At 47.9% G+C, this 20,956-nt stretch carries 24 protein-coding genes; 11 read left to right on the top strand and 13 right to left on the bottom strand.

From position 1 onward, the window contains the following. The first annotated feature begins 3 nt into the window (after positions 1-3). Positions 4-1,083, top strand: a complete 1,080-nt coding sequence (locus tag ACIGBN_RS04890) for an FAD:protein FMN transferase (protein ID WP_396663938.1) — start codon at positions 4-6, stop codon at positions 1,081-1,083. Between the two features lie 108 nt (positions 1,084-1,191). On the opposite strand, the gene ACIGBN_RS04895 is transcribed toward ACIGBN_RS04890, so the two are convergent. Continuing rightward, on the bottom strand, positions 1,192-2,829 hold the full coding sequence (locus tag ACIGBN_RS04895; RefSeq protein ID WP_133003002.1) for an NAD+ synthase: 1,638 nt from the start codon (positions 2,827-2,829) through the stop codon (positions 1,192-1,194). Between the two features lie 72 nt (positions 2,830-2,901). On the opposite strand from ACIGBN_RS04895, the gene ACIGBN_RS04900 reads away from it, so the two are divergent. Further along, positions 2,902-3,165, top strand: coding sequence for a PP0621 family protein (locus ACIGBN_RS04900; protein ID WP_396663941.1), 264 nt, complete (start codon positions 2,902-2,904; stop codon positions 3,163-3,165). Positions 3,166-3,197: 32 nt separating this feature from the next. Here the strand turns inward: ACIGBN_RS04900 and ACIGBN_RS04905 are convergent, their stop codons facing one another. From ACIGBN_RS04905 to ACIGBN_RS04925, 5 genes are all read right to left on the bottom strand, one after another. Continuing rightward, positions 3,198-3,641: a hypothetical protein gene (locus ACIGBN_RS04905; RefSeq protein ID WP_396663943.1), complete on the bottom strand. Its 444-nt coding sequence runs from the start codon at positions 3,639-3,641 to the stop codon at positions 3,198-3,200. Continuing rightward, entirely contained in the window at positions 3,642-4,553 is a 912-nt protein-coding gene (locus ACIGBN_RS04910) for a hypothetical protein (RefSeq protein WP_396663945.1), read from the bottom strand. Then, positions 4,546-4,905 (bottom strand): hypothetical protein, encoded by a 360-nt coding sequence (locus ACIGBN_RS04915; RefSeq protein ID WP_396663947.1) that lies wholly within the window; start codon positions 4,903-4,905, stop codon positions 4,546-4,548. The genes ACIGBN_RS04910 and ACIGBN_RS04915 overlap by 8 nt, the downstream gene beginning before the upstream one ends. Beyond that, positions 4,902-5,411 (bottom strand): GspH/FimT family protein, encoded by a 510-nt coding sequence (locus ACIGBN_RS04920; protein ID WP_396663949.1) that lies wholly within the window; start codon positions 5,409-5,411, stop codon positions 4,902-4,904. Before ACIGBN_RS04920 ends, ACIGBN_RS04915 begins: the two co-directional genes overlap by 4 nt. Before the next feature lie 141 nt (positions 5,412-5,552). Beyond that, positions 5,553-6,419 (bottom strand): alpha/beta fold hydrolase, encoded by an 867-nt coding sequence (locus ACIGBN_RS04925; protein ID WP_133002997.1) that lies wholly within the window; start codon positions 6,417-6,419, stop codon positions 5,553-5,555. A gap of 69 nt (positions 6,420-6,488) precedes the next feature. Here ACIGBN_RS04925 and pabB point away from each other — a divergent pair, with 69 nt between their 5' ends. From pabB to ACIGBN_RS04940, 3 genes are all read left to right on the top strand, one after another. Then, a complete protein-coding gene (pabB, locus tag ACIGBN_RS04930) occupies positions 6,489-7,943 on the top strand; it encodes an aminodeoxychorismate synthase component I (RefSeq protein ID WP_396663951.1) in 1,455 nt (484 codons plus the stop codon). Positions 7,944-7,951: 8 nt separating this feature from the next. Further along, a complete protein-coding gene (locus ACIGBN_RS04935) occupies positions 7,952-8,602 on the top strand; it encodes a CoA pyrophosphatase (protein ID WP_133002995.1) in 651 nt (216 codons plus the stop codon). Positions 8,603-8,697: 95 nt separating this feature from the next. Beyond that, positions 8,698-9,432 (top strand): phosphoadenylyl-sulfate reductase, encoded by a 735-nt coding sequence (locus ACIGBN_RS04940; protein ID WP_133002994.1) that lies wholly within the window; start codon positions 8,698-8,700, stop codon positions 9,430-9,432. Between the two features lie 34 nt (positions 9,433-9,466). Here ACIGBN_RS04940 and ACIGBN_RS04945 read toward each other — a convergent pair whose 3' ends face one another. Further along, a complete protein-coding gene (locus tag ACIGBN_RS04945) occupies positions 9,467-9,757 on the bottom strand; it encodes a LysR family transcriptional regulator (protein ID WP_133002993.1) in 291 nt (96 codons plus the stop codon). A gap of 111 nt (positions 9,758-9,868) precedes the next feature. Between ACIGBN_RS04945 and ACIGBN_RS04950 the strand changes: the two genes are divergently transcribed. Both ACIGBN_RS04950 and ACIGBN_RS04955 read left to right on the top strand, forming a co-directional pair. Next, positions 9,869-11,215: an anti-phage deoxyguanosine triphosphatase gene (locus ACIGBN_RS04950; RefSeq protein ID WP_396663954.1), complete on the top strand. Its 1,347-nt coding sequence runs from the start codon at positions 9,869-9,871 to the stop codon at positions 11,213-11,215. 67 nt (positions 11,216-11,282) lie between these two features. Further along, the gene (locus ACIGBN_RS04955; RefSeq protein ID WP_133002991.1) at positions 11,283-12,650 is read left to right on the top strand and encodes a D-serine ammonia-lyase; all 1,368 of its coding nucleotides are present in this window, start codon (positions 11,283-11,285) and stop codon (positions 12,648-12,650) included. Between the two features lie 64 nt (positions 12,651-12,714). Here the strand turns inward: ACIGBN_RS04955 and ACIGBN_RS04960 are convergent, their stop codons facing one another. Then, positions 12,715-13,296 carry a 3'-5' exonuclease gene (locus ACIGBN_RS04960; protein ID WP_396663957.1) on the bottom strand — a complete coding sequence of 194 codons (582 nt, stop codon included), beginning with the start codon at positions 13,294-13,296 and terminating at the stop codon, positions 12,715-12,717. Between the two features lie 139 nt (positions 13,297-13,435). Here ACIGBN_RS04960 and ACIGBN_RS04965 point away from each other — a divergent pair, with 139 nt between their 5' ends. After that, positions 13,436-14,332, top strand: a complete 897-nt coding sequence (locus ACIGBN_RS04965) for a pseudouridine synthase (RefSeq protein ID WP_396663959.1) — start codon at positions 13,436-13,438, stop codon at positions 14,330-14,332. Positions 14,333-14,352: 20 nt separating this feature from the next. Here ACIGBN_RS04965 and ACIGBN_RS04970 read toward each other — a convergent pair whose 3' ends face one another. Then, positions 14,353-15,210: a crotonase/enoyl-CoA hydratase family protein gene (locus ACIGBN_RS04970; RefSeq protein WP_396663961.1), complete on the bottom strand. Its 858-nt coding sequence runs from the start codon at positions 15,208-15,210 to the stop codon at positions 14,353-14,355. Between the two features lie 225 nt (positions 15,211-15,435). Between ACIGBN_RS04970 and ACIGBN_RS04975 the strand changes: the two genes are divergently transcribed. From ACIGBN_RS04975 to ACIGBN_RS04985, 3 genes are all read left to right on the top strand, one after another. Beyond that, positions 15,436-16,335, top strand: coding sequence for a homocysteine S-methyltransferase family protein (locus ACIGBN_RS04975; protein ID WP_396663963.1), 900 nt, complete (start codon positions 15,436-15,438; stop codon positions 16,333-16,335). A 242-nt stretch (positions 16,336-16,577) separates the two neighbouring features. Then, entirely contained in the window at positions 16,578-17,414 is an 837-nt protein-coding gene (locus ACIGBN_RS04980; RefSeq protein WP_396663965.1) for an EamA family transporter, read from the top strand. A 248-nt stretch (positions 17,415-17,662) separates the two neighbouring features. Continuing rightward, positions 17,663-18,460, top strand: coding sequence for an SHOCT domain-containing protein (locus tag ACIGBN_RS04985; RefSeq protein ID WP_396663967.1), 798 nt, complete (start codon positions 17,663-17,665; stop codon positions 18,458-18,460). Positions 18,461-18,550: 90 nt separating this feature from the next. On the opposite strand, the gene ACIGBN_RS04990 is transcribed toward ACIGBN_RS04985, so the two are convergent. The 4 genes from ACIGBN_RS04990 to ACIGBN_RS05005 all read right to left on the bottom strand — a co-directional run bounded on the left by ACIGBN_RS04990 (position 18,551) and on the right by ACIGBN_RS05005 (position 20,956). Continuing rightward, complete coding sequence (locus ACIGBN_RS04990) at positions 18,551-19,093, bottom strand: isochorismatase family protein (protein ID WP_396663971.1); 543 nt, start codon at positions 19,091-19,093, stop codon at positions 18,551-18,553. A 26-nt stretch (positions 19,094-19,119) separates the two neighbouring features. Further along, the gene (locus ACIGBN_RS04995; protein WP_133002983.1) at positions 19,120-19,659 is read right to left on the bottom strand and encodes a GNAT family N-acetyltransferase; all 540 of its coding nucleotides are present in this window, start codon (positions 19,657-19,659) and stop codon (positions 19,120-19,122) included. A gap of 212 nt (positions 19,660-19,871) precedes the next feature. Next, on the bottom strand, positions 19,872-20,291 hold the full coding sequence (locus ACIGBN_RS05000; RefSeq protein ID WP_133002982.1) for a tetratricopeptide repeat protein: 420 nt from the start codon (positions 20,289-20,291) through the stop codon (positions 19,872-19,874). A 149-nt stretch (positions 20,292-20,440) separates the two neighbouring features. Next, complete coding sequence (locus tag ACIGBN_RS05005; protein ID WP_396663976.1) at positions 20,441-20,956, bottom strand: GNAT family N-acetyltransferase; 516 nt, start codon at positions 20,954-20,956, stop codon at positions 20,441-20,443.

Consider the following 20,956-nt stretch of genomic DNA (forward strand, 5'->3'; position numbering starts at 1 on the left):
TTCATGCTAACGGCAACCAAGTCACGAATTTCTCTTCCCGCAGCGTTACGCGTTGGCGCCTTGTCACTGGCTACGGCGTTAATGCTAAGCGGCTGCAGTCAACCACCTAAGATCGAAAAAGTCGAAGGGTACGCTCAAGGCACCACTTACCATATCAGTTTTTGGTCCGATTCGTCGGTGCCAGTGGCCGACGTTAAAACGAGCTTTAACAATACGCTAGCGCAAATCGACAAAGAGCTGTCTACTTGGCGTAATGACTCTTACATTTCAGAGTTCAATCACAGCAGCTCTACCGCATGGCAAGCCGCTTCAGACGATTTTATCGCGCTGATCCATATCGCCAAAGACATCAACCAAAAATCTGGCGGTTGTTACGACCCAACCATAGGCCCCTTATTTGATTTATGGGGCTTCAAAAAAGAATCGCTCCATGTGCCAAGCCAACAAGAATTAGCCGCCGCCAAAGCGGATCTTGGTATGGACAAGCTGGAAGTCGACGACACCGGCAAACGCATTCGTAAAACCATCCCAGCCTTGCAAATCGATTTCTCCTCTATGGGCGAAGGCTATACCATCAGCAAGCTGAGCCAGGTCTTAGAAGCCAAAGGCGTGAACAACTATTTGGTTGAGTTTGGCGGCGACATGAAAATCAAAGGGCACAAGCCAAACGGCGATAAATGGCGTGTCGCGGTTGAGCGTCCGATCTCAGACAATGGCAATCCGACCCCTTACCAAATAGTCACCATCAATGATGAAAGTGGCGTTTCTCTAGACACTTCAGGCACGTATCACCACTATTTTGATGATAATGGCAAAGAATACTCACACATTCTTAACCCCAATACAGGGCAGCCTGTCACCCACGATTTGGTGTCGGCTTCTGTTTTTGGCACCGACCCAAGAGTCAGCGATGCGTGGGCAACCACCATGTTGTGTCTTGGTCAAAAAGAAGGCGCTAACATTGCCAAAAAAGAGAACTTAGAAGTGTTCTTTATCGAAAACAAAGCAGGCAAATTGGTCAACTCCAGCAGCCAAACGTTAGCAGACTCTCCTCGCGTGACTTTCGAAAGCGACAAAAAATAGCACAGTGAGTTAGCGCTATAGCGTGTTTATTTACTCAAAAATGCAACGCAAAAAAATGGCCGCAATACGCGGCCATTTTTTATGCGAAACAACGCTCATCGCGTAACATTACTCGCCAATGTGCCAACCGTTGGTAATCGGGTAACGACGATCGCGACCAAAGCCGCGCCCTGTTACTCGAACCCCTGTCGGCGCTTGACGGCGTTTATACTCGTTAACATCCACCAAACGCAGCACCCGATACACAGTATCACGATCAAATTGATTGGTCGCCAAGATCGCTTCAGCGCTTAAGTCTTGTTCGATGTACATGCGCAAGATCTCATCCAACACATCGTAGCTTGGTAGAGAATCTTCATCCTTTTGATCCGGTGCTAATTCCGCAGACGGCGGACGAGTAATAACACGCTCAGGAATAACATAACCCAGAGTATTACGGTAACGACACAGCTTAAATACCAGGGTTTTAAACACGTCTTTCAAAACAGAATAACCGCCCACCATGTCACCATATAAGGTCGCATAGCCAACCGCCATCTCGCTCTTGTTTCCTGTGGTTAACACCATCAAGCCTTTCTTATTCGATATGGCCATGAGCACCACACCGCGCGTACGTGCCTGTAAATTCTCTTCCGTCGTGTCTTTTCCAAGTCCTTCAAACTCTGGCGCCAACACATCACTAAACGCAGACACCATAGGTTCGATCGGCAATACACTGTATTTCACGCCTAATAGCCTTGCTTCTTCTTCTGCGTCATGCAAGCTGATAGACGAGGTGTAGGTGTATGGCATCATGACCGCTTGAACACGGTCTGCACCAATCGCATCCACCGCAACGGCCAATGACAACGCAGAATCAATGCCGCCACTCAAGCCCAACACTATGCCTTTAAAACGGTTCTTTTCAATGTAATCACGCAAGCCCAACACCATGGCTTGATACACACTGGCTTCAACATCTAACGCGGGCGCAATCGGGCCAGCGACAGGCTCAACCTTGTTAGGTTGGGTCTCATCAACAATGAAGTCGACACAATATAAACCCGATTCAAACCAAGGGGCTTGTGATACTTTTTCGCCTTTTGCGTTCACCACAAAAGAGCCACCCTCATACACCAACTCATCTTGCGCGCCCATGTAATTCACATAGACAATCGGCAAGCTGACTGCAGTGGCGCGTTGGTGTAATAACGCTTCACGCTCGCCCATTTTTTCAATGTGGTAAGGCGATGCGTTCAGATTAAGAATCAATTCTGCGCCAGCCGCCTTTGCTTGAGCAATCGGCTCTGGGTGCCAAATATCTTCACAAATACTTAATCCGACTTTCACGCCTTTAATATCAAGAATGCCCGCTTCACGGCCTTCGCTGAAATAACGCTTATCATCAAACACCAAAAAGTTGGGCAGTTTTTGCTTAGCGTATTCCGCCAACATGGCGCCTTGATAGATAACCCCTGCGCAGTTAAATAATTCACCATCAATGCGTCTTGGGTAACCCACAACAACATAAATGTCATGAACCTCATCTAGAATGCGTTGCAGAGCAGATTCGATGCGAGGGTCTAAACTGGGACGCAGCAATAAGTCTTCTGGTGGATAGCCTGTTAAGGTTAACTCAGGGAAAACAATCACATCCGCTTGTTCGTTATCGCGGGCTTTGTGTGCCGAATCGATCACAGATTGTGTGTTTTTTGCTATGTCGCCGACCAGCATATCCAGCTGGGCCATTGCTACTCGTAATGTCATACAGTTGCTATCTCGTTAACTCTGTTAGAATATGCCTTTATTGTCTGGAATTACCCAACCTAGGTAAAGTATATGATCGTCCGATTGATCGTTTTTATTGCTATTTTCGCAATTGGCTGGTGGTTATACCGCCAAGTGCTCGCTTTTCAACGCGCGAAGCTATCAAATAAGCCTGATTCTCCTGCTAATACCACGAAGCAGGAAAACCAAGAAAGCATGGTTCGCTGTGAACAATGCAAAACCCATGTGCCAAAGTCCCATGCGATTCATGACCAAGATGCCAATTCTTTTTGCAGCAAAGAGCATTTGCAAGCGTTCCACAAAACGTCGTCTTAAGTTATTAAAGAGCGCCTACTGCTGATGACCTTCTAGTTGGTGGTATTAACAAAACCTCGACTGATGAGTCTGTGTTCTTGCCACCACCAGCAATAATTTTGCTGCTGGTGGCGTGCGCACAAGCGATAAAAACGCCGATTTTCATCATGGCTGTAATAACGCCACTGATACATCAGAGCATCTTCGCCATGACGCCAGACATTCGCGTTGGCCATGTAGGCATTGGACGTTAATGGGCAAAATCCTTGGCACAGACTTTCTGTCGCCAATGAAAAATCAACCGATGCGACCTGTGATCCCTCAAAAGCCTGCCACAACTGCGTGCTTTTGGTGAGCGAATCAAGCGTCGAACGAAACACAAAATGCGCTTCTAAGCGCTGCTGATAAGCCAATGACAACCCAGCGACTGTGATCAATAACACCAAAATAGGCAGGGAAACCCAACCCTGTAAAGACCTGTGTTTTGTCATCGCCATTCAGCCAAATCCATTAAGCACAATGATTTGATTAGCCACGCCCTGACAAGGCGCTAGGTATTCCCAGCGCTCACCGCGTAACGTCTGATATTGCTGAGCCAACGGAATCTGTGTCGCCGCCTGGCATGGCTCTAACTCATAGAGGTATTCCACCCACAAGGCTCGTACCTTGCTCAACGAATAGCTCCCATAACGAGAGTCGATGGTGTCCACCAAGCCATCCTGATCCTCATCCAGCAAGGGCGACACTGATAAAGCCATCACCCCCGACCAAAGCTCTAATGAATTGCCACTTACTGTCGGCGTACGCCACAACGCTTGCTGACCGTTTTTGCCTTCCCCCACATACCAATAAAATGGCATTCTGGTTTCGAGTATTCCCGTTTGCTCAAGCACTGAGTTGCCCAATAAATCAAATCGCACCGCAAGATCCGTCGCCTGCGTCACTTGCGCTTGCACACTGGCTTCACAACTTGCAACACGCACTAACTCACCGACGTTTAAGTCACAATCATTGCTGGTGATAAGAGGCGCTTGAATGGAGTCTAATGACACTCGGCACGCGCCGTAATCCATCCCCTCTAGCCAATCCGATTGACTCGACATTGAGCGCTGAGATAAACGCACAGGCACATTTTGAGCTGACCCTATGGTGAGGCTTAGTGTGCTATCAAGGTAACACCCTGCGGGCAACAATCGCGCCCAATGGGCGGTGAATTGCGCCCCCAATGCCGTTTGGTATTTGGCTTGGTCAAGATACGTCAGGATAAGAGAGTGGCGTTTTTGGAGTTGCCAAAAAGGAGACACGAGCAAAGGCAAAAGGATTGCTAACAGCGCACACACCAGCATTAACTCTAGCAAGATACTGCCAGCTAACCTTGATTGTGGGAGGTGTTTACGCTGCTCATTCATCTGCTGGCACCAACGCTTGCACCTTGGCGGAAACCCTGTGCTGGGTGGCGCTAAACCAGGTTGAAAACTCTACGCCTGTGCACGGCTCACAGACCGGATAACGCCCCTGCCGAGAAGAGTAGACAGAGTCTAACCAAGACTCAGAACCCGTAAGATGCACCATTAAGGCTTGCTTTGCGGCATTGTCACGCAGCTGACGGACTTGCTCTCCTTGTTGCAGCGTTTGCCATTGCCTTGCAGATTGACGCTCTAGCACAAGCATCACCACCGACAGCAATACCAAAGCCAACATAATCTCCAAAGTGATCCAACCACCGCTGGAAGAGCGCAACGAAAGAGAACCGCGACTCATAAGCAGGCCCCATCACTGTCACTCACATCAACAATGTCTGAGGCATAAAAACGACCGCTTTGATTAATAACCAAGCGGGTGTGCCAATCGAGGTAACAGAAAAGAAAGGTGCCATTTTGGTAGCTGGATAAGCCCGTAGGCAGAAACGTTATGCGAGATTTATTGGCGGGAAAACCTTGCCAAGCAATATTGACTTCATGATCAAAGACAACCCGGCGATACAGGCCACCAAATTGCTCTGTCTGCATCACGACAAAGCCGTCCGACCAGTTCCCCCTGCAATCTGCACCACCACAGACATAGCTGCTATCGCCTGACTGTATGGCCAATAAACGCGCCTCTTGCAGGGCATTGCTCAGATTTTTAACATCGTCTAGTAATACCGCTTTGTCTTCATTTCTTTGCGCGTTCTGGATAATAAACCCAGAGCCGATAACCGCAAGCAAACTCAAAATAGCGAGTACACACATCACTTCAAGCAGTGAAAAGCCTTGTTTGTTTTGCATAGAAACCTCCTTGTTTCTAGCCTTTATACATTCAGAAAGCCACGACTACGCTGGCAACAAGATCACACCATCCTTAGTGTTTTGCTGCTTACTCAGTCTTGCTTCCTGTGTTCTTATTACAGTCCACCTCAGGCGAAAAATCTAGTTCAAAGCAAACCATCGATTAATATGATTCGCAATTTGTCTTGGTTTTTGGAACGGCAATGAATGATCGCACGCGCTCATCACCTTATGTTGCCAGCCAGGAAACTGCTCACTCAGCTTTTGATAATGCTCTCTTAATTGCTCACTGCTGAGCTCTCCAGAAAACAAAAACACCTCTTTCGCAGAGCGAATCATGGCGTCTCTGTGCTCCGGCGCTTGCGCTAACACATCCACATGATTGGTGACCGCGTCTAAGGCATAAGAAAAACCATGGGGGCGATGCGCCAACCGCGATTGCGTGGTTGCCTCAGCCACCGGATGCTTACGCCGATTTGGCGAAACGCCGTCCATAAAGTGCGCGACCCCTTGCTCAACATCACCGGTTTCACGAATGATGCTCGAAGCTTGACGGTACTTTTTGCGCACTTCGCTCAGCGCATTCAAATCTTCTCGATCCAAGGAGGCGGGCTCCATCAACGCCATTTTGACTGGCAAATGTCCTGAGATCACTCGGCGATGGTTTAGGTTCAACGCAATTAAGCCGCCTAATGAATACCCCACCACATCAAAATCCTGCCAATTAAGATGCGCCAACAAGGCTTCTATATCATGAGTTAACTCACTGATGGTGACAGGGGCTTCTTTGCCATGCAGATGAAACGATTCCCCCATGCCCTTGATGTCAGGCACCAGCATCCAACGCCAATTTGTGAAATAAGGAAGTATCGGCGAGTAGGTAATTTCGCCCGCCACACCTGCGCCATGAAGCAATAAGCAGTGGCGATCTGTGGTGGCGTCTTTATTTTCATAAAGGCGATAGGCAATACGACTGTTAAATAAACTAAGAAAATGTACGTCAGACACTTGTAATAACCCTGTGGTCGCCCTTATTAAAGGACTACAATTGTAAACTTTTGAAATCGTGGTTCCATTATGCCAGAAATAAAACGGATAACACTGCCCTATCAGGCTTCTTTACTTTCTCTATACCAAGCCCTACGGGCGCTGCCTTATCCCGCTTTATTGGACAGCAATCACCACGCCTTCCCTGACACTAAGTTTGATATCTTGGTGGCAAACCCACTGGCGCGAATCTATGCCAAACAAGGTGCCCACCATATTGAGTGGCGTGACGACCAAGCTGACACACCGCTTTATACGTTAACCGACAGCGATTCCCCTTTGTCGACACTTGAGCAATTGCTGACGCTCAGCACGCAAGAGCCATGGGCGAAAAATGCCCCCAAAGATCTGCCTTTTACCGGCGGTCTACTGGGCTATTATGGCTACGAATGCGGCCATTATGTCGAAACGCTGCCCGATAACGTGCTGCACGACATCAGCTTGGATCAACTCAGTGTTGGCCTCTATGGTTGGAGCATTGTTTCCTCCCATACCAGCAGCACAACCGAGCTTATTATTACGCCTTGGTGTTCAATTCAAGAAGAAAAAAGTCTGCTTACGCAGATCAATAAGGCGCTGTCTCTCAACCCGCCTGCAGCGCTCAACAGCGACCCTATTGAACCGCAAAGTCGCCCGCGTTTTGTGTTAAAAACGCCCTTTGTTTCTAATATGACGGCGCTTGAATACAAAACCAAATTTGACACGGTGAAAGACTACATTCTTTCTGGAGATTGCTATCAGGTAAATCTGGCCCAGCGTTTTTCCAGCCATTATGCTGGCGACCCCATGGACGCCTACCTGCGCTTACGAGAAGTTTGCCCAACGCCCTTCTCAGCGTTTATGGAGCTGGGTGAACAACAAGCCATCTTAAGCCACTCACCGGAACGTTTTTTGCTGTGTGAACAAGGGCGCGTCGAATCCAAACCGATTAAAGGCACCATTGCCCGCGGCAAGACACCAGCAGAAGACAAAGCCAACGCAGACACCTTACTGGCCTCCGAGAAAGACCGTGCCGAAAACCTGATGATTGTTGATCTATTACGCAACGATCTGGGTCGCACCTGCCTTACTGGCAGCATTAAAGTGCCCAAATTATTTGCCTTAGAAAGCTACGCCAACGTTCACCATCTGGTGTCGACCGTGGAAGGAAGAATTGAAGGGTTGGATCAATCCATTCGCGTGTTCCATGAAAGTTTCCCAGGCGGCTCAATCACAGGCGCGCCCAAGATTCGTTCTATGGAAATTATTGACGAGTTAGAACCTCACGAGCGCTCTGTTTATTGCGGCTCCATTGCCTACTTCAGCGTTAACGGTCAAATGGATTCCAGCATCACCATTAGGACCTTGGTTGCAGACCGTGGGCGCATCCATTGTTGGGCTGGCGGTGGGCTCGTTGCTGACTCTAAATATCAAGAAGAGTACCAAGAAACCTTTACCAAAGTAGGTAAATTAACTCATACTCTTGAACATGATTTTTTAAAATAGGCCGTAGTATGTCCGACATTGTGCAGTTTTTAAACGCTCCTCCTATCTCAACCAACTTAGATGAGATACGCGCTGCGCTAGACACGACACAAGAAGTACACCCTATTTACAACCCAGATAAAGACCTGTCTCCTAGCGCCTACAAATTAAAATACCGCTCTGCGGCGGTATTGATTCCTATTTGGCGTTCACCCGAAGACGATCAACTCAATGTGCTGGTGACCAAGCGTGCCTTACACATGCGCAATCACCCAGGGCAAATATCGTTCCCAGGTGGTAAACATGACCCCGACGATGCCAGTATTCAATACACGGCGTTAAGAGAAACGCTTGAGGAAGTCGGCTTGGCGCCAGACTGTTTTGATCTGATTGGTGAGCTCGGCGAATACTGTACAATTTCTGGTTATTGCATCAAGCCCATCATTGCTGAAATGACCCGCTTTAGCGAAATGAGCTTGTGTGAAGATGAGGTAAAATCGGTCCATTGGGTGCCCTTAGATTATTTATTAGACCCCGGTAACTACCAGTTTAAGACCAAACAATTGGGGACGGTTGCACGAGGGTATTTTGAAATAAACTACCAGGGAATTCGCATTTGGGGCGTCACAGCGGGCATTTTGTACGGCCTTTATCAGACCCTATCCAACCATATACGCTAAGCCATTATAAGGTTAGTGTGCTTTCGTCTTTTGCATCGCTGGCGCAAATTGTTATGGTACAGCCAACATAAATTTAGATAGTGGTAAAACAGACTATGTCTACTTTCGACTTAACGTCTTTCGTTGCTAATAACGTTGAAGACGAAGCGCAAAAAATCATTCATAACGCCATGAAAGAATTCGACAACATCGCCATTTCATTCAGTGGCGCAGAAGATGTTGTATTGATTGATATGGCCGTCAAAGCCAATAAGAATGTGAAAGTTTTCTCCCTAGATACTGGCCGTTTGCACGCAGAAACATACCGTTTCATTGACCAAGTTCGCAAACACTACAATATTGAAATCGACATTCTGTCCCCAAATAACGAAGCGCTTGAAAACTTCACTCGTGAAAAAGGCTTATTTAGCTTTTTTGAAGACGGCCATAAAGAGTGCTGCGGCATTCGTAAAGTTCAGCCATTAAAACGCAAACTTGCGACGTTGGATGCATGGATCACAGGCCAACGTAAAGACCAAAGCCCAGGCACTCGAAATGTATTGGCATTTGCAGAAGTCGACTCAGCGTTTAGCTCCGATGAGAAAACACTGTATAAATTCAACCCATTGGCGAACTGGTCTTCTGAAGACGTCTGGAACTACATTAAGATGTTTGATGTGCCATACAATGAATTGCATTCAAAAGGCTTTGTCAGCATTGGTTGCGAACCTTGTACCCGTGCTGTGCTGCCTAACCAGCATGAACGCGAAGGTCGTTGGTGGTGGGAAGAATCTGAGCACAAAGAATGTGGCCTACACATTGGCAACTTGATCCCTACTGCTCAGCAATAAACACAGTATCCATTAAGTCTATCAACAGGCTGGATTATCCCGCCTGTTGATCTCTCTCTTGTACGACCTCTTGTTGCCACTTCTCCATAAAGCGCTCATAGCACACTTCCAAATTCAAAATGTGCTTAAGCAGGACTTCGCCCGCACACGTCAATTCGGTCGTTCTACCGTGCCGAATCACCAATGTTGCGCCCAGCCCTTGCTCTAACTTTTTGATATGCTGGCTCACCGCTGGCTGAGTCAATCCTAACTGCTGAGCGGTTTGTGTGAAGTTTCCCGTCTCAACCAATGTTTTAAACGTGATTAGATGATGCGTATTTAACATAACGATTCCTTATAGTTAGGGACATTATGACGAAGCCTTTTCGTGGGCACATTGACCTAAGTCGTGTTTTAATGAAAGACTGATAATTCCTTACATACGTAGAGTATGAGCATGACGATAGAGCAAGATGAGATGATGCCTTGGCACGAGAGGCAATCCGGTCACCAACAATCTCGTGAAAATGACTACCGCACGCCCTATCAACGAGATCGGGCGCGCATTATTCATAGCGCGGCGTTTCGTCGCTTGCAGTCTAAAACCCAAATACTGGCCATCCGCCAAAACGACTACAGCCGAACACGCCTGACCCATTCATTGGAAGTGGCGCAAATTGGCAATGGCCTAGTGCACCAGTTAAAGCACAGTGCTTCACCGGATGCGCCTTTTCAAAAATGGCTCGCCGATGCCGCTCTAATCGAAACCGTTTGCCTGAGCCACGACATAGGCCACCCACCTTTTGGCCATGGTGGTGAAGTAGCACTCAACTACATGATGAACAAAAATGGGGGCTTTGAAGGCAATGCTCAGTCCCTACGCATCTTAGGCAAGCGCGGCTCCTATTCGCCAACATACGGCATGGATGTGACCCGTCGCACTTTATTGGGTATTTTAAAATACCCCGTTTTACACCATGATGTGGTCGGTACTTACCCAGCGAAGCCTGCACGCTTTAGACAATTTAAAGCCAGCCATTGGGCACCACCTAAATGCGTCTATCAAGAAGAGCAAACACTCTTAGATTGGGTACTCGCGCCCTTTAGTGAGGCCGATAAGGTCGCCTTGCAACACACCACTCGCGCTACGCCAGAGAGCCATGGAAAATCGAGCCATTCAAGCTTTGATACCAGCATCATGGATTTGGCCGACGACATTGCCTATGGGGTACATGATCTAGAAGACGCCATCGTCTTGGGCATGGTCACTAAAGAAATGTGGTCAGAACACCTAGAACCGCAACTGGCTAACCTCCCATCGTCCTTTTTGAGCGACAACCTAGACACCATTAAAACTCAGCTTTTTAGCCGCCAAAGTCATTTACGCAAAGAAGCCATTGGCAGCCTAGTCAGTTGGTTTATCACCGCGTGCCAAGTGGTTGAAGACAAGCGCTTTGAACATCCACTATTGCGCTTTCAAGTCACGCTTCCAGACAGCCAACGCCAAGCTTTATCGCTCTTGAAAAACTTTGAAATGGCGCACATTATTCAGCGCCCAGAAGTGCAAATGCTGGTCTATAAAGGCCAGCAAATGCTACTGGAAATGTTTGAAGCCCTCGCCGCAGACCCAAGCCGCCTGCTACCGAGAGAAATTGCCAACGAATGGCAAAAAAGCATTAACGAGGGCCATGACGGGCTGCGTATTATCTGTGATTACATGGCTTCCATGACCGATGATTACGCCAGCCGCATGTACAACAAGCTGTTTGTCCCCAGTTTAGGCTCTGTTTTCGAACCCATGTAACGCAAGCCATCAACCCACTTTCTTATGGCTTATAAGAAAGTGGGTTCTTTTTATCTAGGCCTTTAAAATGAACACCATTGATAGACAACAACTGATTCGCCAATTTCCATTGCTTGAGCAACTCATCCACTTGCAAGAAACCCATTGGTTTAACCCCAATGTCACCAGCCTGAAAGACGCTTTACCTTATGTTGGCCTCAGTGCACAAGACATCCAAGAAGCCAGCGACAGATTGGCTCGATTCGCTCCCTATTTGGCCCAGGTCTTCCCAGAAACCGCAGAAAGTCATGGCATCATTGAATCTGACGTGATCGAAATCACCGCCATGAAAGCCAAACTTGAAGAAGAATACCAAACCGCCATCAGCGGCTCGTTGCGACTAAAAAAAGACAGTCACTTGCCGATTTCCGGTTCCATAAAAGCCCGCGGAGGCATTTATGAAGTCCTAACCCACGCCGAGCAATTAGCCATTAAGGCGGGCTTGCTGTCCGTGTCAGACGATTACCGTAAGCTGGCTTCCCCTGAGTTTAGACACTTCTTCCAGCAACACAGCATTGCGGTAGGATCGACAGGAAATCTGGGGATGTCGATCGGCATAATGAGCGCTAAATTGGGCTTTTCGGTGGCGGTGCATATGTCGGCCGACGCTCGCCAATGGAAAAAAGACAAGCTACGAGAACACGGAGTCACCGTCGTTGAGTACCTCCAAGACTATGGCGTGGCCGTGGAGCAAGGCCGTCAAGAAGCCGAAAATGATCCCTCCTGTTTCTTTATTGATGATGAGAATTCACACACCTTGTTTCTAGGTTACGCGGTCGCAGGAGAGCGTTTAAAAAAGCAGTTTGACCAGCAAGGCATCACAGTAGACGAGCATCATCCACTGTTTGTCTATTTACCTTGCGGTGTTGGCGGCGGCCCTGGTGGCGTGGCCTTTGGTCTAAAGATGGCGTTTGGCGATCACGTCCATTGCCTTTTTGCCGAACCAACTCACTCCCCTTGCATGATGCTTGGAGTGCACACCGGACTGCATGACCAGATTTCAGTGCAAGACCTTGGCATAGATAACATCACCGCAGCAGACGGTTTGGCGGTGGGTCGTGCTTCTGGGTTTGTCGGACGTGCAATGGAACGCCTACTCGACGGTTATTACACCCTATCCGATGAGCGCATGTATCGACATTTAGGCGACATGGATGCACTCGAAAACATTCAATTGGAACCCTCTGCTTTGGCGGGAATAATGGGGCCGATTCTGGTATCAAACGACGCGGACTATCGACATCGTTTTGCACTGGACGATGCAACAATGCGCAACGCAACTCACCTTATATGGGCCACAGGCGGCGGCATGGTACCAAAAGAGGAAATGGCGTCGTATTTAGCCAAGGCGCTTGATGAAAAAACGCGTAATGAGAGCGCGAAAACAACGAAATGAGGTAACCGCTGAAAAGCGGTTTCTCTTCATAAAGGCAGCCATGAAAAAGGAGCGATTCAGCCGATCACTTATTGCCCAGCGCCTTAGCCACACAAATAGCAGAATGCGCGTCATTCGCAGCATACAAAATTTGACTTGTCTTCAGCGGGTAAGCGCCCCAATTTGAAATTTGGGCGCCTTTTCTGAGGCACAACTTAAGCACCATGGCCACCGCCGCGCGGGCACCAATGGTGTTTTTCTCGCCCACCTTGTTCTTCAATATGACCGACAGGTCTTGCGTATTCGCAATCTCTATATCAAGTTTGTTGCGCAACGCCTTGTTGTCGTCTTTGATGCCGAAACCGACTTTTTGAATGCCTTCATTACTCAACAACACCCTAGCGGCGTCGACGGCAAATGGAAACCGTGTTGGAAACAAATATGCGCAAGATTCCGTTGCTAACTGAATTAACGCAGGCCCTGGGCTTTCTTCTCCCTTACGAAAGATGGGCTTTGTTTCTGTGTCAAAACCAAGGCAAGTTTCATTTGCTAATGCGCTCAACGCTTGGTCAGCGTCCTGGGCGTTTTCAATGATTTTAATATCCGACAAACCCAAGCCAATATAAAAAGGCAAGGCTTTGATCTGCTCCTTAGTTGGACGTTCCATATTGGCTCTCTTTCGTTATGCATTTGGATTTGTGCTCAATAATAAACAACATCCGCCATCTGATAACACAGTCGTAACAAGGTGACCATGTTATAGTCAGCCACTTAATCTGTGCTGTCGCTTAAGGTCTGACCACTGTATGGCAATGTCTGAATACCCTTCAAAGCTGAGTTTACCTCAGACCAACCCCGGCGTCGTTACTGTGCTGGACTACCTGATCATTAAATTCCCTTATATTGACGAACAAACGTGGCGACGGCGCATGGCGGCAGGTAAGGTACATTGGCATGATGGTAGCTTGATTAGTGCAACGACTCGATTTCAGCCACAGCAAAGGGTGTATTATTATCGAGAAGTAGACAATGAACCTCAGATCCCGTTTCAAGAAACCATTGTTTTTCAAGACGAATATCTTTTGGTGGCTTATAAACCGCATTTCTTGGCCGTTACGCCTGGTGGCCAATTTGTGAATGAGTGTCTGCAAAATCGCTTACGTCGCCGCACTGGCATTCACACACTGCAAGCCCTTCATCGCTTGGACAGAGTCACGGCCGGCTTGGTGATTTTCTCGATCAACCCTGACTCTCGTCACTCTTATCATCAGCTATTCAAAACCCAACAGATTCATAAGACCTATCAGGCCGTTGCCAATATTCACAGCGACGAATGCCTTGTAGGCCAAGAATGGGTAATGAACAATCGCATAGAGCCTAGCGAGCCACGCTTTCGGATGCAGGTGGTTGAGGGCGAAGCCAACAGTCGCTCGGTGATTCGCTGCCTACAACAAACCACCCAGCAAGCCTTGTTTGAATTACACCCTGTCACCGGTCGCACCCACCAGCTGCGGGTTCACATGCAAACGCTAGGCTGGCCGATTTTGCATGACAAGTATTACCCTGAGTTACAGCCGCTCAGTGCGGACAACTATACGACGCCATTGCAACTGCTCGCCAAAGAGATCCAGTTTATCGACCCTCTTACGCAGCAACCAAGACACTTCTGTTATCAGGGGCAACTCACACTAGCCCCCCCCTAACCGCCAATAATGTGCTTAAGCTATTTCTCAAAGAGCGGTTTCTGCGGCCAAATATCGTCAAACTTAGCCTGAGTTTTCTGCTGCTTGGCGGCAAAGCTTTTTACCATATCATTGGGTCTAAACATGCCCGCTTGCCAAGTCGCCATGTATTTTAAACTGTCTTCCACACTGTGATCGCGGCTGTAGTTAATCATCTCTTTGCAACCAGTTACCGCCAAAGGCGAGTTCCTCGCGATCAATTTTGCCACCTCCAACACCCCTTCGATCAAGCTTTCGTGATCGGGGTAAACGGCATTGATCAAGCCCATTTCTTTGGCTTCTTGGGCACTAAATTTACGTCCCGTATAGGCCAATTCACGCACCAATCCCGGCGGGGCTAAGGCCGGAAAGCGCTGCAAGGTACCAACATCCGCGGTCATCCCAAGTTCTGTTTCTTTAATGGTAAAAAAAGCATCCTCTGTGGCATAACGACAGTCTGCTGCGCACACCAAATCCAAAGCACCACCAATACAGCCCCCATGAATCGCCACCAAAACAGGAATGCGTATCTCTTCAAGCGCAGACAAACTCGCTTGAAGCTGCATCACCACACGCCGTAAATTTTCCGCCATTCGGCCAGGGTCGCCCGTCAAGGGAACCGCATCGCCTCCCATAAACACACCAAGATCCATACCGGCACTGAAGTGTTTTCCGGTCGATGAAATAACAATCACTCGCGCCAGCGCCTCATCGTCTAACGCTTTCACCAAACGGGGAAGCTCTTGCCAAAACGCCTTATTCATGGTGTTCAGCTCATTTGGACGAGACATCTGAATGTGCGCAATATGGTCTTTAATATTGACCTCAAAACACGTGAATTTTCGCTCTAAAACAGCCATGACTCTCACCCTTTATTTATCATTTTTATAAGTTAGGCCATTGCCTATTAAACAACCAAGACACATCAAATTAGCAAGCTTTGACCGTTAGAATCAAGTCGCTTGCACACCACCCTCCGGCGCTGAACTTTTCTCATCCTCATCCGGACGAAGTTTCATTATCATTTGCGGCAAATTATGGTTGAATTGCCTCCTCTTAATTTGGGCCGACACAAGACCTCTACAATGAAAAATCTAACCATACTCGATGGCGGCATGGGCCGTCAGCTTAAGCGCATGGGCGCGCCTTTTTCACAACCATGGTGGAGCGCCGCTTCTCTGATAGAAGCCCCTCATTATGTGACGCAAGCACACCAAGAATTTATTGCCGCCGGCGCCAACATCATTACCGCCAATAGCTATGCCTGTGTGCCATTTCACCTTGGTGAAGCGCTTTATCAAGAACGTGGCTGCGCTTTAGCCACATACGCCGCCGCCCTAGCGAAAGAAGCCGCCGACAAGGCGAAACAAAACGTATTGGTCGCAGGGTCGTTACCGCCTCCGTTTGGTTCCTACCGTCCTGATTTATTCGATAGTAACCGTGCATTCGACATTTTAAATGACTTGATGCAGGCACAGGACGATCATGTGGATCTTTGGCTTGTTGAAACCATCGCCAGCATTGAAGAAGGCCTTATCGCGGCCAATGTTCTAAAAGGCTCAACCAAGCCTTGCTATTACGCCTTTACATTGAGCGATGAGGTGAGCTCATCGGCCAAGTTACGCTCAGGTGAACCTGTGAGCCAAGCCATTGAGGCCATTCTCTCGCAAAACATAGCGGGCATTTTCTTCAACTGCTCCATCCCTGAAGCCATGGCACAAGCCATTCGTGACACCACAGAGGCATTGGCGACACACGATCGCTCCATTGATATTGGCGCATACGCCAATAGCTTTACCCCCATATCGAAAGACCACCAAGCCAACGACAGCATACAAGACTACCGTGAGTTATCGCCTGAGGAATATCTCGCGTTTGCCAAACACTGGTATCAGCTTGGCGCTCGTATTATCGGCGGCTGCTGCGGCATTGGGCCTGAACACATTGCTCTATTAAGCCAATGGCAAAAGAGCATAAACAACTAACACCATGGTTAGACGCCTCTTTGCTATTGAGTTTGATCACTAGCAAAGAGGCAGCAATGGCAAAGCCTCTCAGCAAGACGCTGTCCAACAAGCATGGACCCCCGCTTCAAGACCAAGATAGCCAATGATATAGATATTCAGGCGGTGAGCTCGTAAGGCATAATGTGACTGGCGTGGCCAATAATCACAACATCAGCGATGACAAAACACGCCCTTAATGACTCGATGGATGAGCAGTACCCATGATACCTTCAACTCAATTTCCGATGATTGCCGCCTTTGTTTCGTTGCTGTCTTTACAGGTTGGCGCCGCCTTTGCGAAAACCATTTTCCCTCTCGTCGGCACCGATGGCGTCGCCGCATTGCGTATCGGCATCAGCGCACTCCTTTTTGTTGTCCTTTTTCAGCCGTGGAAAGTCAGGCTCAGCGTGTCTCAATGGCCGAGCATTGTGATCTACGGCGCCATGATTGGACTCATGAACCTATTAATTTATCGCGCATTTCTGTACATCCCTGTCGGCATCGCCATTTCCATAGAGGTGCTGGGGCCGCTTGGTATTTCATTGCTTTCTACTAAACGTAGAACGGACATTATCTGGATATTCTGTGCATTGATTGGTGTGCTGTTACTGCCATTTAATCAAACCGATACCACGTTAAATATAACCGGTGTGATTTACGCCGTATTGGCGGCCATCTGCTGGGGTTTGTACATCAAGACGGCAAGCACAGTCTCACAAATTGGCAGTAAAGGTGTGGCAACGGGGATGCTGATCGCCGCGCTGTTTATGGTGCCTATTGGCACAGTTCAAGCGGGACTCTCTCTCTTTACTCCAAATGTTCTTATGCTTGGTTTAATCATTGCCTTGCTATCCAGCGCCATCCCTTTCTTGCTCGATATGTACGCGCTAAAACGGCTGCCAAGAAGTATTTTTGGGGTTTTAATGAGCGCATCGCCTGCGGTTAGCGCCATTGCTGGCGCCATCATTCTTAACGAGCAACTAAGCGCATTACAGTGGCTGGGCATTGTGGCGATCAGTCTAGCCTGCATTGGTGCAAGCCTTACTAAAAAATCATAAGTCACTGCTTGTCGCGCTCGCCTCCCTCTTTGAGGCCTTGCCCGCTCTCATTTTTCAAACAAAAAAACAGAGCGGGCGCCGATGAATCCCTTCTTTATTTAAGCGCCACCGACAACAGATCAAAAAACAAGCAATTGTGTCACATTTAATCTCTCGTCCCTATGGTAGACTAGCGACTCCACGGAACCTGCCAACCTCAAAAAAGCCAAACAGCGCGCCGTTTTTTAACTTAATTAAAAGAGCCATATATGCAAAATTTAACGCAAGACGGACAACAATTAGTTAATAACCTTAGCCGTAAGTACAACCTGAGTTTCGATGCGGTGATGCACATGCTGATCGCCGTCAATAACGGGGCTGGTAGCATGGCACAATTCAATTGCCCAGAGTTAGGCGGCGGCGGTCAATGGATGCGCGGTGGCATGACCATGGTAGGCGACATGTTCAATTATGGTTTGAAAAACACCGTAGACAACCTTTGTAACGAATTGGCCAATGGCCTAGTCAACTTTCAAGTGTTTGTTCCTATTCCAAAAGGCACGCCCGGTAGCAACCAATGGTGGCCAGGCGATTTAGGTCAGCCGTTTAGCAGTGGCGCACAAAACAATATTCGCTACGCAGTCTTTCCCAACCGTTTGGCGGTGGAGCTCAATGGCCAAGTCACCGTTTACAACACACTGGACAACAATATTGGCGGCGTTAGCCAGCAACAAGGTGGCGACTCGTCTCTCACCTTCAGCAGCCAATACGGCACCATCGCGGTCAATAGCTTGCCCATAGTGTCAGGAGTAGGCATAGCGCCTGCACCACAGCGTAATTTCGCCGAACCGACACAGAATAGCTATGCGCAGGCGAACAACAACCAAACAAGCAGCCATTCAGTGCAAACCAATAATGCACCACAAAGCAACACCAGCCTTCCGAGTAGTACATCGATTGATGAGACCTTACAAATCATCGAGAAGCTGGCCAAATTAAAAGACGCTGGCGCCATCTCCGAAAACGAATACAACTCGAAAAAGACAGAACTGCTTAATCGTATCTAGTCGCTATTAAGAGATACGAAACCACTCCCGCCCATTGAGTTTTCAATCAGCGGGAGTGGTTTCACACTCTCTCATGCGTGTCGTAAGACCTTATCGAATTAAGCCGAGAATGGAACGAAACTCCGGTGCTCTGCAGTCTTTTACCAGTTCGTACAGACACATTTCCAAGCCCGTTATCGCCACCCCTTTATTCATCAGTGCGGTTATCCCAAGTTGCTTATTGGTCTGCGTTCGGGAAGAAACGCAATCACTGACCAAGTGCACATCGTAACCACGATCCAACAAGCCAATGGCGGTTTGATAAACGCATATGTGCGCCTCAATGCCACATACTAACCAAGTGGTTACCTGTGATTCTGCCTGCACCGCTGCGCGAAACTCGGTTGCTTCACAAGCATTGAAGGTAAACTTTTCGATTGCCTCCAACGGGGCTAGTAACGAGTGAACTTCTTCTATCGTCGAGCCTAATTTATCCGGATTTTGTTCAAGGTAAATAATCGGGAGAGCGAGCGTCTGGGCAGCCTTAATCAGCTTTTCGCAATGGGAAATAAAGGATTCACTGTCGTGAACTAGGCGAGCAAGCTTACCTTGAATATCCACCACGATAAGGCCCGTCGTTTCTTTTGCTAACATGAACACCTCCTAAATATTGACCAAACCTAACGCCAATCTGCACGCTGTAATCCATACACAGCATGATCAAGCACTCGACCATTCACGTTTTCGGCTCGTGTAATCATACCTTCAAGCTTGAAACCTAAACGTTCACACACTCGGCGACTGGGCCGATTGTCTACCGCCGCTGATATTTGCACTTTCTCCATATCGAGGTCAGTAAAGGCCATCGTTATTAGTTTAGTAACGCATTTAGAGACAATCCCTTTACCTTGATAATTAGCGCTTAGCCAGTAACCAATCTCCACCTTTTTCAGATCATGATCGATGCTGTTAAAGCTGATATTACCCACTAAGGTTTCATTATAAAACATTGCACAAACCAGTGATTTTCCATCGGCGTAGTCGCGCAAAGAGCGACTAATAAAATTCAGAAAAAAACCGTCATCATGAGCCTGTGGCGGCCAAGCCAACCATTCCCCCAAATAGTCACGCTCTCTCGTCACAATATCAAAATATAAGGGCGCGAATGTGCGGTGAACCAGAGCCAGTTTTAAGCCTTTTTCAACCTCCAATGTAAACATAATTTCCTCTTACGTTAGGCAAGCTTTGCAATAAATCAGATAGTCTTTCTGCGTTTGCGACACTCAAAGACAGTACGAATCATTTTAAAACGACACCGATGAAAAGCTAGAGAATAATTAGGAGAGTAATAACAGGAAAGCGGTAACAGGAAAAAGGGAGAGGTAAAAACGACGTTACCCATGTCGTCTGGGTAACGCGCTTTAGCGTGTGGTTAGGCGTCTTGCAACTCTTTTAGTAGGTCGTGAATTTCCGCTTTGAGCTCTTTGTCGATGATTTTATTGCTGTTGATTTTGGCTTTTTCTAACGAGGCAATGGCCCCGGCCGTATCGCCAAACTCAACTTGCAGGCGGGCTGTGGAATAACCAATAGAAGACAAGTAGTCTTTTGAATTAATCGCTTCCGCTTTTGATAAAGCCTTATGGTAAAGCGCAATGGCCAATTCAATGTCATCAGTAAAGTCAGCAAGCGCTTCCCATTGAACCGGGTGATCCTTGTCGGTGTTGTCGTGTTCGTCACAGATTTTTTTCAATTGCGCGTAGCAAGTATCAAAGCCCGCTTGATCTTGTTTATTTGCACAAGACATCAAATCACTGGCAAGGGAAAAGACTTCTTTATAAATTTTCGTGTTCATATGTCACTCTAAGGTATGCGTTCAAAGGGAATTGTCGCCTATGGTAATTTTAATCGCGTCGTTATGACAGTTCTGTTGTGACAAAGCCCACTTTTCTTTAAAAAGCGTGCCACCCACAAATACGATGAAGTTAAGATTCGACGACGGCGCTAGCTTGGTTCGCTAAATTCTTTGCCAAAAAGATGAATGTCTTCTTTGACGCTGCCATTTTGCGCAATGTTGGGCAATAACCCCCACTGCTCAAACCCTTGCTTTGCAAAAAAGCCTTGGCTGCGAACGTTACTTGCGTAGATAAACGCAATCAGATGAGTAAAGCCAATGTCGTCTTGGTGCTGCGACAAATAATGAATAAGCTGTTTCCCCAACCCTCTGTGTTGATGTTCAGGAGCAACATAGAGGCTAAATTCGGACGCTTTATCAAAGGCAGGAAGACCATAAAAAGGCTCAAGAGAACACCAAGCAAGCACCTCCCCATGGGCTTCAATCACCAACATTGGGTGCTTGTCTGTAGCGGTTTCAAGCCATTCCATTACGTCGAGCAGACCGATGCAGTCTTGTCGATTGGCGGTGACCGCAAACGGATCACCTTGCTGAAAGATGGCTAAAATAGCCGGGGCGTCGTCTAACACAGCGGCACGAATAAAATGACTTTGCTTTGTATTCAT

The organism is Marinomonas sp. NPDC078689 (genome assembly GCF_044542435.1).
Classification (GTDB): Bacteria; Pseudomonadota; Gammaproteobacteria; order Pseudomonadales; family Marinomonadaceae; genus Marinomonas; species Marinomonas arenicola.

Excerpts from the sequence above, each read along its gene's own strand:
- pabB (WP_396663951.1), top strand. The coding sequence starts at position 6,489 with ATGCCAGAAATAAAACGGATAACACTGCCCTATCAGGCTTCTTTACTT.
- ACIGBN_RS04960 (WP_396663957.1), bottom strand. The coding sequence starts at position 13,296 with ATGGAACGTCCAACTAAGGAGCAGATCAAAGCCTTGCCTTTTTATATT.
- ACIGBN_RS05000 (WP_133002982.1), bottom strand. The coding sequence starts at position 20,291 with ATGAACACGAAAATTTATAAAGAAGTCTTTTCCCTTGCCAGTGATTTG.
- ACIGBN_RS04900 (WP_396663941.1), top strand. The coding sequence starts at position 2,902 with ATGATCGTCCGATTGATCGTTTTTATTGCTATTTTCGCAATTGGCTGG.
- ACIGBN_RS04905 (WP_396663943.1), bottom strand. The coding sequence starts at position 3,641 with ATGGCGATGACAAAACACAGGTCTTTACAGGGTTGGGTTTCCCTGCCT.
- ACIGBN_RS04965 (WP_396663959.1), top strand. The coding sequence starts at position 13,436 with ATGGCAATGTCTGAATACCCTTCAAAGCTGAGTTTACCTCAGACCAAC.
- ACIGBN_RS05005 (WP_396663976.1), bottom strand. The coding sequence starts at position 20,956 with ATGAATACAAAGCAAAGTCATTTTATTCGTGCCGCTGTGTTAGACGAC.
- ACIGBN_RS04890 (WP_396663938.1), top strand. The coding sequence starts at position 4 with ATGCTAACGGCAACCAAGTCACGAATTTCTCTTCCCGCAGCGTTACGC.
- ACIGBN_RS04910 (WP_396663945.1), bottom strand. The coding sequence starts at position 4,553 with ATGAATGAGCAGCGTAAACACCTCCCACAATCAAGGTTAGCTGGCAGT.
- ACIGBN_RS04980 (WP_396663965.1), top strand. The coding sequence starts at position 16,578 with ATGATACCTTCAACTCAATTTCCGATGATTGCCGCCTTTGTTTCGTTG.
- ACIGBN_RS04985 (WP_396663967.1), top strand. The coding sequence starts at position 17,663 with ATGCAAAATTTAACGCAAGACGGACAACAATTAGTTAATAACCTTAGC.
- ACIGBN_RS04995 (WP_133002983.1), bottom strand. The coding sequence starts at position 19,659 with ATGTTTACATTGGAGGTTGAAAAAGGCTTAAAACTGGCTCTGGTTCAC.
- ACIGBN_RS04895 (WP_133003002.1), bottom strand. The coding sequence starts at position 2,829 with ATGACATTACGAGTAGCAATGGCCCAGCTGGATATGCTGGTCGGCGAC.
- ACIGBN_RS04990 (WP_396663971.1), bottom strand. The coding sequence starts at position 19,093 with ATGTTAGCAAAAGAAACGACGGGCCTTATCGTGGTGGATATTCAAGGT.
- ACIGBN_RS04950 (WP_396663954.1), top strand. The coding sequence starts at position 9,869 with ATGACGATAGAGCAAGATGAGATGATGCCTTGGCACGAGAGGCAATCC.
- ACIGBN_RS04955 (WP_133002991.1), top strand. The coding sequence starts at position 11,283 with ATGAACACCATTGATAGACAACAACTGATTCGCCAATTTCCATTGCTT.
- ACIGBN_RS04945 (WP_133002993.1), bottom strand. The coding sequence starts at position 9,757 with ATGTTAAATACGCATCATCTAATCACGTTTAAAACATTGGTTGAGACG.
- ACIGBN_RS04970 (WP_396663961.1), bottom strand. The coding sequence starts at position 15,210 with ATGGCTGTTTTAGAGCGAAAATTCACGTGTTTTGAGGTCAATATTAAA.
- ACIGBN_RS04915 (WP_396663947.1), bottom strand. The coding sequence starts at position 4,905 with ATGAGTCGCGGTTCTCTTTCGTTGCGCTCTTCCAGCGGTGGTTGGATC.
- ACIGBN_RS04975 (WP_396663963.1), top strand. The coding sequence starts at position 15,436 with ATGAAAAATCTAACCATACTCGATGGCGGCATGGGCCGTCAGCTTAAG.
- ACIGBN_RS04935 (WP_133002995.1), top strand. The coding sequence starts at position 7,952 with ATGTCCGACATTGTGCAGTTTTTAAACGCTCCTCCTATCTCAACCAAC.
- ACIGBN_RS04940 (WP_133002994.1), top strand. The coding sequence starts at position 8,698 with ATGTCTACTTTCGACTTAACGTCTTTCGTTGCTAATAACGTTGAAGAC.
- ACIGBN_RS04920 (WP_396663949.1), bottom strand. The coding sequence starts at position 5,411 with ATGCAAAACAAACAAGGCTTTTCACTGCTTGAAGTGATGTGTGTACTC.